This window comes from Pseudoduganella dura, assembly GCF_009727155.1.
Taxonomy (GTDB): Bacteria; Pseudomonadota; Gammaproteobacteria; order Burkholderiales; family Burkholderiaceae_D; genus Rugamonas; species Rugamonas dura.
Map to the genome: position 1 here is coordinate 1039613 of NZ_WNWM01000002.1, position 12866 is coordinate 1052478.

General features: G+C 66.2%; 12 protein-coding genes. 7 read left to right on the forward strand and 5 right to left on the reverse strand.

Annotation, left to right across the window (positions count from 1 at the left end; genetic code table 11):
• The first annotated feature begins 11 nt into the window (after nt 1-11).
• Nucleotides 12-656, forward strand: a complete 645-nt coding sequence (locus tag GJV26_RS04685; RefSeq protein ID WP_155707814.1) for a GIN domain-containing protein — start codon at nt 12-14, stop codon at nt 654-656.
• Nucleotides 657-703: 47 nt separating this feature from the next.
• Here GJV26_RS04685 and GJV26_RS04690 read toward each other — a convergent pair whose 3' ends face one another.
• The gene (locus GJV26_RS04690) at nt 704-1381 is read right to left on the reverse strand and encodes a GNAT family N-acetyltransferase (RefSeq protein WP_155707815.1); all 678 of its coding nucleotides are present in this window, start codon (nt 1379-1381) and stop codon (nt 704-706) included.
• Between the two features lie 63 nt (nt 1382-1444).
• Between GJV26_RS04690 and GJV26_RS04695 the strand changes: the two genes are divergently transcribed.
• The 4 genes from GJV26_RS04695 to GJV26_RS04710 all read left to right on the forward strand — a co-directional run bounded on the left by GJV26_RS04695 (nt 1445) and on the right by GJV26_RS04710 (nt 4954).
• A complete protein-coding gene (locus tag GJV26_RS04695) occupies nt 1445-1783 on the forward strand; it encodes a zinc ribbon domain-containing protein YjdM (protein WP_155707816.1) in 339 nt (112 codons plus the stop codon).
• Nucleotides 1784-1865: 82 nt separating this feature from the next.
• The gene (locus GJV26_RS04700) at nt 1866-2876 is read left to right on the forward strand and encodes an SMP-30/gluconolactonase/LRE family protein (protein ID WP_155707817.1); all 1011 of its coding nucleotides are present in this window, start codon (nt 1866-1868) and stop codon (nt 2874-2876) included.
• Nucleotides 2877-2937: 61 nt separating this feature from the next.
• A complete protein-coding gene (locus GJV26_RS04705; RefSeq protein ID WP_155707818.1) occupies nt 2938-4029 on the forward strand; it encodes an HAF repeat-containing protein in 1092 nt (363 codons plus the stop codon).
• Between the two features lie 13 nt (nt 4030-4042).
• Nucleotides 4043-4954, forward strand: a complete 912-nt coding sequence (locus tag GJV26_RS04710; protein WP_155707819.1) for a prolipoprotein diacylglyceryl transferase — start codon at nt 4043-4045, stop codon at nt 4952-4954.
• Nucleotides 4955-5014: 60 nt separating this feature from the next.
• Here the strand turns inward: GJV26_RS04710 and GJV26_RS04715 are convergent, their stop codons facing one another.
• The 4 genes from GJV26_RS04715 to rpoD form a co-directional block, all read right to left on the reverse strand.
• Nucleotides 5015-7147: a TonB-dependent siderophore receptor gene (locus GJV26_RS04715; RefSeq protein ID WP_155707820.1), complete on the reverse strand. Its 2133-nt coding sequence runs from the start codon at nt 7145-7147 to the stop codon at nt 5015-5017.
• 94 nt (nt 7148-7241) lie between these two features.
• The gene (locus GJV26_RS04720; protein WP_229419171.1) at nt 7242-7976 is read right to left on the reverse strand and encodes a YjjG family noncanonical pyrimidine nucleotidase; all 735 of its coding nucleotides are present in this window, start codon (nt 7974-7976) and stop codon (nt 7242-7244) included.
• 59 nt (nt 7977-8035) lie between these two features.
• Nucleotides 8036-8350 carry a hypothetical protein gene (locus tag GJV26_RS04725; RefSeq protein WP_155707821.1) on the reverse strand — a complete coding sequence of 105 codons (315 nt, stop codon included), beginning with the start codon at nt 8348-8350 and terminating at the stop codon, nt 8036-8038.
• A gap of 257 nt (nt 8351-8607) precedes the next feature.
• The gene (gene rpoD, locus GJV26_RS04730) at nt 8608-11064 is read right to left on the reverse strand and encodes an RNA polymerase sigma factor RpoD (protein ID WP_155707822.1); all 2457 of its coding nucleotides are present in this window, start codon (nt 11062-11064) and stop codon (nt 8608-8610) included.
• A gap of 718 nt (nt 11065-11782) precedes the next feature.
• Here rpoD and GJV26_RS04735 point away from each other — a divergent pair.
• Both GJV26_RS04735 and GJV26_RS04740 read left to right on the forward strand, forming a co-directional pair.
• A complete protein-coding gene (locus tag GJV26_RS04735; RefSeq protein ID WP_229419543.1) occupies nt 11783-12178 on the forward strand; it encodes a ProQ/FINO family protein in 396 nt (131 codons plus the stop codon).
• A 10-nt stretch (nt 12179-12188) separates the two neighbouring features.
• The gene (locus GJV26_RS04740; RefSeq protein WP_155707824.1) at nt 12189-12860 is read left to right on the forward strand and encodes a 3'-5' exonuclease; all 672 of its coding nucleotides are present in this window, start codon (nt 12189-12191) and stop codon (nt 12858-12860) included.
• Nucleotides 12861-12866 lie beyond the last annotated feature (6 nt).

The following is a 12866-nucleotide window of genomic DNA, read 5'->3' on the forward strand; positions in this document are numbered from 1 at the left end:
AGGTTCCTGCCATGTCACGCGCTCTTCCGCTCTGCACCCTGCTGTACTCGCTGCTCTGCTCCACGTTTGCCGTGACGTCGGCATACGGCGCCGAAGATGCGCGGCAACTGGCCGCTTTCCGCGCCATCAACGTGCATGGGCCGATCAACATCGAAGTGCGTGCCGGCCAGGCCCAGTCGGTGAAGGTGATCGGCCGGCCGGAGTTCATCGGCAAGGTGATCACCAGCGTGAAGGCCGACGAGCTGCGCATCGATTACGCGGAGAAAAACAATGTGTCGCTGAAGGATGGCGACAGGATCGTGGTCACCGTGCCGTCGCTGGTCAAGTGCATCGTCGAGGGCGCCGGGCAGGTGGTCATCGACAACGTGAAGGAAGAGCGGCTCGACCTGCAGTTCGAGGGCGCCGGCCGGCTCGAAGCCAAGGGCAGCGCGAAATGGCTGCGGCTGAAGGCGCGCGGTGTCGGCGAAGTCACCACGCAATACCTGAAGGCCGAGCGGGCCGACGTCAACTTCGAAGGCATCGGCGACGTGAAGGTGCATGCCAGCCAGACGCTGAACGCCGTGGTGCGCGGCATGGGCAGCCTGACCTACTTCGGGCGGCCGAAGACACTGAACAAATCGGTCTCCGGCATCGGCGACGTCGAGGCAGGTGACTAACACTCCGGCAGTGCCCGGCGTCGGAAGCGCCGGCGCAATAGCTGGCGTCAGGACACTTTGGCCGCCAGCTTCGCATGCCGAAGAACCCCGTTGCGCTCGAAGCCCAGCGCCTCGTACAGCGCGATGGCCCGCTCGTTTCGCGCCCCCACGTGCAGCATCGGCGTCACGCCCTGCCGCTGCATGCCGTGCACGATGCACCGCACCAGCAGCCTTGCATGGCCCCGGCCCGTGTACTCCGGGTGCGTGCAGACGGCGCTCACTTCGCGCAGCTCGCCGAAGTCCATCCGCTCGCCCGACAGCGCGACGAGTCTGCCCGCATCGCGAATGCCGGCATAACGGCCCATCGTGCCGGTACGCGGCCGGAAGTAGCCGGGAAACGCAATCGATGTCAGCTCCAGCATCCCCGGATCGAGCGCATCGAGTTCGACGACGCCTTCCGCGGCGGGCTGTGGCACGCTCCCGCCCGTGTGGACCATCTGCAGCACGCTGGACAGTTCTGTCATTTGCCAGCCGTCCGGCACGGCCGGGATCGCGCCGACGAAATACACGTCCTCGCCCAGTTGCTCCAGATCGTTCGCCGGTACCGGCATGCCGTGCTCCGGTACCGCGCAGAACGGCGCCAGATCGGGCCCGTAGCGCCGCATGCCGCCCAGCGTTTGCGCCAGGTGGCGATGGCCGCTGTCCAGTGCCGCCCAGACCGGATTGGCCAACCCTTCCCTCACCATTTCACTCTCCTTTCCGATGCATCCGATCCGCTATACTGCCCGTTTTTTCGCGAAGAATCCACGATGAGCGCCCTGCCACCCTGCCCGCAATGCAATTCCGAATTCACGTACCAGGACGGCGCCAACCTCGTCTGCCCCGAGTGCGCGCATGAATGGCCGGCCGCCGGCGAGGCGTCCGCCGAAACCGCACGGGTGTACCGCGACGCGTCCGGCAATATCCTGCAGGATGGCGATACCGTCACCGTCATCAAGGACCTGAAACCGAAGGGTTCCGGCGGCGTGATCAAGCAGGGCACGAAGGTGAAGAACATCCGCCTCGTCGACAGCGATCACGACATCGACTGCAAGATCGACGGCTTCGGCGCGATGAGCCTGAAAACGGAATTCGTGCGCAAGGTGTGACCCGGCGGCGGGCCCGGCGAAAACGATTGCAACAAAAATAATACGTGCCTACAATCGCCGAGGTCCCACTACCGAGGCATGTATGGCATTCACCGCACCGATCCGCCCGGCTACCCGCGCCGCTACCAACGCCGCTACCCACGCCGCTATCCGTCTCACTGCCCGCGTTACCGCCCGCATTGCGGCCCTGGCCGCCGCGCTGCTGGCACTGCATGGGGGCGCCGCCTTCGCCGCCACCTGCGGCAAGGCGCCGGCCGGTGAACTGACCGCGCAGCGGATCGCCGCCGCGGCGCCCACCCGCACCGGGCCGCAGCTGTACGAAGGCCCGGTCTGGATCGGCGATGCGCTGTATTTCTCGGACTTCGGCCACGCGGGCGATTTCCCGTCGCGCATCCGCAAGCTCGCCGCCGACGGCACCGTCAGTACCTTCCTCGATGATAGCGGCAGCAACGGCCTGGCCGTCGATGCGCAGGGCAACCTGGTCGCCGCCACGCACAAGTACAAGTCGCTGTCGCGCTATGCGATTGCCGGCGGTGCGCGCACCGCCGGCGCCGGAAGCTACAACGGCAACGTCTTCAACTCGCCCAACGATATCGCCATCGCCGCGGACGGCACGCTGTACTTCACCGACCCCGATTACCAGAAGGCGGCGGCGCCCGGCGGCCAGCCCGTGACCGGCATCTACCGCGTGGGTACCGACGGCAAGGTGACATTGGTGGACGGGACACGGCGCAACCCGAACGGCATCGCACTGTCGCCCGACGGCAGCCTGCTGTACGTGAATGCCAGCGATGGCGAGGTGCGTGCCTATCCCATCCGTGATGGCGTGCCCGGCGCCGGCAATACCTTCATCAAGGGCATCGACGGCGGCGACGGCATGACGCTCGACTGCCATGGCAACCTGTACGTGACCGAACACGGCGCGAAGCGCGTCCGGGTCTTCTCGCCGCAGGGCAAGGAGCTGGCCACGATCCGGGTCGATGCCAACGTGACCAACGCGGCGTTCGGCGGTGCCGATGGCCGCACCCTCTTCATCACCGGCGACCGCGCCCTGTGGCGCATCGCGCTCGACGTGAGCGGCCAGCCGTACTGAAGGCCCGCCGCGGCCGCGGCGGACAGAAGTGTGTAGTCATCCACTCCCGAAGGAGATCTGCATGCGTAAAACAAGCATCCTGTTCGCGGCACTGTTCATTCACGGCGCGGCCATGGCCGAGGCGGGCTTCGGCGAACGCCGCGTGGAACACAGCCTGGCTGCCGACATCACCCCCGCCGGCGTCATCGCCGGGGAAATCCGCAACGAAGACGGCCGGCGCCGCGCGGTGCTCTACCGCGCCGGCCAGGTCACCGAGCTCGGCACGCTGGGCGGCACCGACAGCTATGCGGCGGCCATCAACGCCGCAGGCACCGTGACCGGCGGCGCGCTCGATGGCAGCGGCCGCTGGCGTGCGTTCCGCTGGCAGCAGGATGGCATGCGCGATCTCGGCACGCTGGGCGGTTCCAGCAGCCTGGGCATCGCGATCAACGCGGCGGGCCACATTGCCGGCTATGCCGATATCGAGGATGGCAGCTACCATGCGTTCGCGCATGACGGCACGCGGATGACGGACCTGGGCACCTTCGGCGGCAGGAACAGCTATGCCGCCGGCATCAACAACAGCGGCACCGTCGTCGGCGCCGCGCAGCTCGAAAACGGCTACCGGCATGCGTTCGCATGGACATCCGGCGAGGGCATGCGCGACCTCGGCACGCTGGGCGGCCGGGTCAGCGCCGCCACCGCCATCAACGACAGCGGCATGATCGTGGGCGCATCGGAAACCGCGGACCGCCGCTGGCACGCCTTCCTGCACGATGGCCGCAGGATGATCGACCTGGGTGCCCTGATCGCCAACGGCAACAGCTACGCGACCGGCATCAATGCCGCCGGCGACGTGGTCGGCACGGTCCGCATGCGCGACCATGCCCCGCTCACCTTCGTCTACAAGGATGGGCAGATGCGTATCCATCCCAACCGGGGCAGCCTGTACGAGACTGGCAAGATCACCGACGACGGCAAGCTGGTCGGCGCCCACTACACCGGCCACCGCTACCAGGCATTCACGATGCCGTCGACGATCGACCTGTCGTACAAGGCCAGGCCGTCGGACCATGCGCTGCTCGTGCTGCTGGCGGCGCTAGTGTTCTGGTGCCTGCGGAAGGGTTACGTGCACTGGCGCTACGGTTTACTCGGCAAGCCGACGATTTACTGAAAAGGGAAACTGCATGGCATATCCGTATCTGGGCGACATCATCAAGGCATTGACCGGCATCGACCTGCCGTTGCCGATACCGGTCTTCGGCCTTTCCGTCGTGCTGGCCATGTTCGTGGCGGGCGCCGTTCTCCGGCGCGAGCTGGCCAGGCTGCATGCTTCGGGCGAACTCGGTTACGCGCAGCTGCGCTACAGGACCGCGCGCGGCGAGCGGGCACGCCGCCCGGTCGCCCCGGCCGACGTGGTCTCCGATCTCACGCTGGTTACCCTGGCGGCGGGCATCGTGGGGGCCCGGGTGTTCCATATCCTCGAGCACACCGACGGGTTCCTGGCCGATCCCGCGGCGATGATCTTCACCCGCTCGGGCCTGAGCATCTTCGGCGGCCTGATCTTCGGCACGCTGGCGGGTCTGGTCTGCGTACGGCGCTGGCAACTGCCGGCGCCGGCCGTGCTGGACGCCGCCGCGCCCGCCCTGATGCTCGGCTATGCGCTGGGCCGGATCGGCTGCCAGTTGTCCGGCGACGGCGACTGGGGCATCGCCGCCGACATGGCCCTCAAGCCGGACTGGCTGCCCGCCTGGCTGTGGGCGCAGACGTACGAGAACAATATCGTCGGCGAAGTGATCGCCCTGCCCGGCGTCTATCCCACGCCGCTGTACGAGGCGGCGATGTGCATCGCGCTGTTCGGGGTGCTGTGGGCGCTGCGCCGGCACGGCTTCCAGAAGGGCTGGCTGTTCGCGGTCTACCTGGTGTGCGCAGGCATCGAGCGGCTGCTGATCGAGCAGATCCGCCACAACCCGGTGCTCGACTTCGGCGTGTTCCGCTGCACGCAGGCCGAAGTCATCGCGGTGCTGCTGATCCTGTGCGGGCTGGCCGCCACGGCACTGCTGGCGCGGCGGCAGCCGGCCCGGCGGATGCGGGTCTAGTATCGGGTCTGGTATCGGGTCTGGTATCGGGTCTGGTATCGGGTCTGGTATCCTGACTTGCTAGAAATCGGCGACCATCTTCAGCATCACGGTGCGCGGATTGCCGACCGGGACCCAGGTGGCGTTCGCGGCGCCGGCGAAGTATTCCCTGTCGAACAGGTTCTTCACGTTCAGCTGCACGCGCCAGCCGCGCCGTTCCAGCGACACGCTGGCATCGGCCACCGTGTACGCCGGCACCACGTACGGCGAACTGGTGGACGTTTTTTCGCCCACGTACCGGAACCCGAAGCCCGCTCCCCAGCCCCGCAGCGCGCCGGTGAAGCGGTAGTTCGCCAGCAGGTTCGCCGTCCTGCGCGGCACGCCGGAAAGCTTCTGCCCCACGGTCGCGGCCTGCGATCCGGCCGCCTCGGTGATCACCGCGTCCAGGAACGACACGGCGCCGGACAACTGCCAGCCGTTCTTCAGGTCGGCCGCCACTTCCGCCTCGTAGCCACGGGTGCGCTGCTCGCCGATCGCCACCTGGAAGCCGGGATTGACGTCGTCCGTCTGCGCCAGGTTGCGGCGCTCCAGGTCGTAATACGCCACGCTGGCGCTGAGCCGCCGGTCGTCGGACAGAAACTTGGCGCCGATCTCGCCCTGCCTGCCCTCTTCCGGCTCGATCGGGCTGCCGTCCGCCGTGATGCCGGTCTGCGGCAGGAACGACGTGGCATAGCTGACGTACGGCGCGATGTTCGGCGTGACCTTGTACACCGCGCCGACGTGGCCGGTGTTGGCCGAGCTGTCCACGTCCGACCGGGCTGCCGTCGGCACGTTGACGGTCTTCAGCCTGGCGCGATCGTGGCGCAACGACAGGCTTACGCCGAGCCGGTCCGACACGTCGACATGGTCGCGCAGGTACAGCCCGTTCTGCGCCAGCGTGGTATCGACGATCGACGTGACCGCGCACGCCGTGACCTGCCGGCCCGTTACCGGGTTGTGGATGTTCTGGGCGGCGATCGCGCAGCGCCGCGAGTCGCGGTAGAGCTGGTCGTGCATCGCATCGAAGCCCGCCATCACGTGATGGGCCAGGCCGCCCCACCCGAACGTGCGCGCCAGGCTGGTGTCGAGCCCGTCCGAACGCCCGTTGAAATCCTGGCTCAGCACATTGCGGTTGAAATTGCCGGCGGCCGTCAGCGCGCCGCTGGTATTCGCCAGCTGGCCGGTCAGTTCCATGTCGGTATGGCGGTACGTCTGGTTCAGCGTCCAGCCGCTGTCGAAGCGGTGGGCCAGCGTGTAGCCGACCGTCTTCTGTTCGGCGTCGTACGGCGCAACCGTGGTGTCGCCGGTGAAGAAGCTGTGCGGCACCAGCGCGTCCGCGCCGGTCAGCGAGGTGGCCGCCACCGGCAGGCCCTGCTGCCGCACGTACTGCCGCCCGTTGATCGACGCCAGGATCGTGAAATCGGTGCGGATGCCCAGGTCCAGCGAAAGCGACGGCGCCAGGTAGCGGGTCTTGAACCACACATTGTCGGTCGGGTCGTCCGAATTCATCGCCATGCCGGCCACGCGCAGCGCGGCCTTGCCGTTCTCCGAGGCGATCGGGCGGCCGATGTCGAACGTGCCCTGGCGGTAGCCGTAGGTGCCCACGGTCAGCCCGAGCTGTGTAAAAGCTTCAGGGCGCGGGCGCTTGCTGACGATGTTGACGGTGCCGCCCGGCGTGACCTGGCCGAAGTACACCGAGGCGGGGCCCTTCACCACTTCGACGCGCTCGGCGCCGAACACTTCCTGGGCGATCCAGTTGGCCTGCCCGATGCGCAGGCCATCGAGGACCATCGTGTCCGAAGCGCTCTGGCCGCGGATGATGAAGTCGTCCCAGCCGCGGCGGCCCAGCGTACCGGAGGTCACGCCGGCCACGGTTTCGATGGCCTCGTCCAGCGTGGTGGCCTGGCGCGCATCGATCAGCGCGCGCGTCACGACGGAGATGGACTGCGGCGTTTCCTGCAGCGATTTATCGGACCTGGTGGTGGACACGGACTGCGTGGCGAAGCCTTCGCGGCTGGCGCCGACTTCGACGACGGGCAGCACGGCCTGCCCTTCCACGCCCGCCGGCGTATCGGGTACCGCCGCGGCGCATGCCGGCCCGACGACAGCGAGGGAAACAATGGCCAGGCGGACGGCGCCGGCGCAAGGACGGAGGTGACTGCTGAACTGAAACATGAAATCCCGCAACAAATGATAATGATTCTCATTATCGTTGATTGCGGGGTTTCAGGTCCAGTTATTTCCCTGGATCATTGCATGTGATACGCGGTCAACGTGGTTGCGCCAGGCCCGCCAGCGCCGGCACCACCTCGTGCAGGCTGGCCACTTCGAAGGTGGGAACGGCGGCCGAATCGTTGGCCAGCCGGCCGGGATTGAACCAGCCGCTTTCGATGCCGTAGCGGTTCGCACCGAGGATGTCGGCATCGAGCCGGTCGCCGATGATGATCGCCTCGTGCCGCGCGAAGGCGCGCGCCAGCTTGCCTGCGTGTTCGAAGAAGCGCACATCGGGCTTGGCGAACCCGCACGCCTCGGACGTGCACACGAACGAAATGTGGCCGGCCAGGCCCGAGCTGGCGATGCGCAGCTGCTGGATCTGCTCGGCGCCGTTGGTGACGATGCCCACTTCGCCCACGTCGGCCAATGCCTCGCACAGCTGTTCGGCGCCGTCGACCAGCACCACGGTATCGGCCAGCGACTCCACGAACAGGCGGCTGGCCGCCTCGGGATCGAGGTCGAGGCCGTTCGCCGCGAATGTCTGGCGGAACCGGTCCACCTTCAGGAACTCCTTCGAGACGGTGCCCGCCTCGAAGTTGCGCCATAGCGCGGTGTTGATGACCTGGTATTGGCCGAACAATCCGGCGAGCTCGCCGGAGAAGCCCAGCGCACCCAGCGTGCGGACGAACGACAGGTGTTCGGACGCCTTGAAGTCGAGCAGCGTATCGTCGAGGTCGAACAGGAACAGCCGGTGTTTCATGATGATCGTGAGCGTTGCAGGATGTTGCATCCTAGCACGCATCGGCCGCGACGGTCATCACGCCCGGCCATGTCCGTGGCCGGGCAGCATCAATGGATGGGGAAGCCCAGCTCGGTCGGCAAGGGCTGCGCGGCGATCGACGTCTCGCCTTCCGGGTCCTTTTCGGTGATCCACGCGATCCATACCAGCACTTCGCGAATGCTGGCCAGGCCGCTGTGCAGTGCCGTCCTGGCGGTGCGCAGCTCTTCCAGCTCGCCGCTGCCATAGGCGGGGGCGATCCAGATCCCTTCGGGAACCGCGCTGATCCGGCCTTCCAGGTCCGCGAGATCGGCCGTCATTTCTTCCTGCAGCGCTTCGAGCACCGTCACCACGAGCTCGGTGTCGCAAATATCTGTTTCGTTCATGGGGATTCTCCATTCGATTGCACAGGCAAAACCGCCCAGTTGCACAGGCGACCAGGAGATGCTGTCAAGGAGGAATCAAACAGGGCCGCCGAAAGGCGACGGAGAGTCCAACCGAAACAACAACGACTGGACGTAGTGTCAGTCAGAGCATACAGCGCACCGCAACATTCACCTAGTTATTTTGGAATTCATTTCATGCCCGCGGGCGAAAAAAAAGGACGCCGGCGGCGTCCTTTTCGGTGCGATCGGGAATCCGATCAGTTCTGCGTCAGGAACGTCTTGAGCTTGTCCGAACGCGATGGCTGGCGCAGCTTGCTCATGGCCTTCGCTTCGATCTGGCGGATACGTTCGCGCGTCACGTCGAACTGCTTGCCGACTTCTTCCAGCGTGTGGTCGTTCGACATTTCGACGCCGTAGCGCATGCGCAGCACCTTCGCTTCGCGCGGGGTCAGCGAATCGAGCACTTCCTTGATCACATTGCGCATCGAGGCGTGCAGTGCGGCGTCCAGCGGGGCCAGCGTGGTGTTGTCCTCGATGAAGTCGCCCAGCTGCGAATCGCCGTCCTCGCCCATCGGCGTTTCCATCGAAATCGGCTCCTTGGCGATCTTCATGATCTCGCGCACCTTCGATTCCGGCATCTCCATCTTCGCCGCCAGCGTCGCCATGTCCGGCTCGTTGCCGGTTTCCTGCATGATCTGGCGGCTGATGCGGTTCATCTTGTTGATCGTTTCGATCATGTGCACCGGCACGCGGATGGTGCGCGCCATGTCGGCGATCGAACGCGTGATCGCCTGGCGGATCCACCACGTGGCGTACGTCGAGAACTTGTAGCCGCGACGGTACTCGAACTTGTCGACCGCCTTGAGCAGGCCGATATTGCCTTCCTGGATCAGGTCCAGGAATTGCAAGCCGCGGTTGATGTATTTCTTGGCGATCGAGATCACGAGGCGCAGGTTGGCCACCGTCATTTCGCGCTTCGCATGGCGGGCGCGCTTCTCGCCGGCCGCCATCTGCTTGTTGATCTTGCGCAGGTCGGCCAGCGGCAGCGCCACGCGCTCCTGCAGGTCGATCATCTTGTTCTGCAGTTCCTTGATGGCCGGCACGTTACGGCCCAGCACCGCGCTGTATGGATGGCGCGCGCCCACTTCGCCGTCCACCCAGTCCAGGTTCGTTTCATTGCCCGGGAAGACCTTGATGAAGTGCGCCCGCGGCATGCCGCAGCGGTTCACGCACAGTTCCAGCACGGCGCGCTCGATGTTGCGCACCTGCTCCATCTGGCCGCGCAGCGTGTCGCACAGCTTTTCCACCACTTTCGCGGTGAAGCGGATGCCCAGCAGCTCGACGGAAATCGCCGACTGCGCCTTCTGGTACGCCGCGGAGCCGTAGGCGGCCTTGCGCATGCGGTCGAACTGCGACGAGATGACGGCGAAGCGCTCCAGCGCATCGACCTTCAGCTGCACCAGCTGTTCGCTGGAGAAGCCGGCCGCGCCGCCGTTGGCGTCGCCGTCGGCATCCTCTTCCTCGATCTCTTCTTCCTCGTCGTCGTCGCCGGCCGCCGCGGGCGCGGGTGCCGCCGCCGGTGCCGGCGCCGAATTCTCGTCCGGATCGACGAAGCCGTCGACCACGTCGTCCACCTTCAGCTCGTCGCTTTCGATCTTCGCGGCCAGCTCGACGATCTCGTTGATCGTGGTCGGGCAGGCGGAGATGGCCTGGATCATGTCGCGCAGGCCTTCCTCGATGCGCTTGGCGATGGCGATCTCGCCTTCGCGCGTGAGCAGCGCGACCGCGCCCATTTCACGCATGTACATGCGCACCGGGTCGGTGGTGCGGCCGAAGTCGGAATCCACGGTCGACAGCGCCGTGGCGGCAGCCGCTTCCACTTCGTCGTCGGAGGTGGCCGTGGCCACGTTGTCGGACAGCAGCAGCGCCTCGGCATCCGGGGCGCGCTCGTAGACGGCGATGCCCATGTCGTTGAACGTGGCGATGATGCCTTCGATCGCTTCCGGATCGACGATGTTCTCGGGCAACTGGTCGTTGATCTCGGCATAGGTGAGGAAACCGCGGTCCTTGCCCATGTTGATCAGGTTCTTGAACTGCTGGCGGCGCTTTTCCACGTCGTCGGTGGTCAGGCCGGCTTCGCCGCCGAACGGATCGAGGCCCTTCGCCTTGCGCTCGCGCGCCTTCGACGCTGCCTTCAGTTCGGCGCGTTCGACGGCGTTCAGCGCCGCCACCTCATCGTTCTCCGGCGTGAATTCGCTCGGCTTGCGGCCGCGGCGGCCCGGCACTTTGACGGACGGCAGCAGGTAGCCGGAGGTGTCGATCGAGGCCAGCGTGGCGGCATCCGTGACCTGGCTGACGGCGGCCGGGGCGGTCGACGACGGCGTGGCGGCCGATGCGTTCAGGTCGAGCTTGGCCTTGCGCACGCGCACCACCGGCGCTTTCGGCGCGGCGTCGTCCTGCTCCTTGCGCACCGCTTTTTTCGGTTCCTCGACCGCGTCCGCAACGGCTTCCACCGGCAGGTCGGCCGACGCCGTGTCACCGGCCAGCACAGCCAGGCGCGACGTTTTCTTCTTTACCACGGTCACTTTGCCGGCGGCCTCTTGCGCATTGTCGATCACATAGGATAAGGTGGTCTTCGGCACAGTCAGCGGCGCGGCTTCGGCGCGCGGCTTCTTGGCGGACAGCGTGAGGGTCTTCGGCATTTTCGTCGTCATTAAATATCTCTTCAGTGCCTGGCCGGGCACGACGCGGTGGAAAAAATTGAACAATCCAGCGCGGCCTTCATCGAGGCCCCGCCGGTACGTATATGGGGATCATCCGGAATGAAAAAAGCCCGCGCATCGTGAACCGCGCCTCCATGGCCCGATTAACGGGTCGATCAGGCACGAGTTCGTCGCGGACTCGGTTCCGGGTATTCAGTACAAACAGAAGAGAGGGCTCGGCCCTGTCGCGCCTGCCGGGTTTCATGAATCCGTTCATGCACCCCGGGCGCCGTCATGCGGAAAGCCCTGTTCAGGGGACCGCGTACAACTCCTTACCAGACTGAATCTGCACCGTGCTGCTTTTGGTGCGTCGGCCATTATACACGCTTTGCTATCTCCTGGCACGCCGATGGCATAAAGTCCAGCTGTCAAGGGGTGTGATCGGCCCGGCATGGTGACGAAAAATGCAAGGCGTGCGCTGGTTGCGCGTGGTATGCTGACGCCTCCTGATTAACCTATGATGTCGATGAATACCAGCCTTACCCCCGAGACTTCCGCTGCCGACGAATCCGCTTCCCAAGCCGCCGCTTCCCAAGACGCCACGCCAGACAATGCTGTGCAAGATGTTGCTGCACAGGACGCTGCTGCACAGGACGTCACCGCGGCCGATGGTGCCGCACCGGGCGTTGCTGCCCCGGGCACTGCGTCCACCACGGCGGCGGCTCCGGCGCTGAGCGCCCGCTCGCTGTTGAAGCAGCTTGGGCAGCAGTTCCCGCCATTCCGCGATTTTCTGCCCCTGGCGATCGGGATCGACAAGCAGATCATCGCGCAGGTGCCGGGCATCGACCGCAAGCTGATGCGTTCCGCGCTGGGCATTCATACGGGTTCGCAGCGCTACCTGCGCGCGATGGAAAAGGCCACCGTGCGCTACAACCTCGATGGCTCGGCCGGCGCCGAAGTCACCGACGTGCACCGCAAGCATGCCAAGGAAACGCTGGCCGAACGCTTCCGCAAGGAAGCGGAGCGCAAGAAGGCCGAACGCGAAGCGCAGGCGGCCGAGGAAGCGGCAAGCCGCCGCCAGGAAAAGCTCGAACAGCTGACCGCCAAGTTCTCCCGCAAGGGTTGATGGCGTCCTGATGGCGTTTCATACCGAAGCGGCACCGCGCGAGCCCGAACTGCCGCCTTACCCGGGCATCGCGCTGGCCGACATCCGCCTCGTGCGCACGGCCGAGGAAGCGCAGGCCGCCCAGGCCGCCCTGCTCGCGCAAGACGCGATCGGCTTCGACACCGAATCCAAACCCACCTTCGTCAAGGGCCAGAGCTCGGACGGACCGCACCTGGTGCAGTTCGCCGACGAGCACACGGCCTGGCTGTTCCCGGTGGGCCCCGACGTGGCGGCACTGCTGCCGGCGCTCAGGGCCATTCTCGAATCGACGCAGACGCTGAAGGTGGGCTTCGGCCTGTCGGACGATGTCAAGCGCCTGCGCGCCAAGCTCGCCATCGAGCCGGCACGGGTGGTCGACCTGTCGAGCGCACTGCGCGTGCCCGGCCAGAAGCACGACCTGGGCGCGAAGAGCGCGGTGGCCAAGTATTTCGGCCGCAAGCTGCAGAAATCGAAAAAGATCTCCACCACCAACTGGGCCGCGCCAAGGCTGACGGACAGGCAGCAGCAATATGCCGCCGACGATGCCCAGGTGGCGCTGCGCGTCTACCGCCACTGGATCGCGCTCGGCAATACGCTGCCGCCGCCGAAGGTGGCGCGTCCGCGCAGGCCAGCGGCGGAAAAAGCGGCGGCCGCGAAGGGCTGAAGCGCG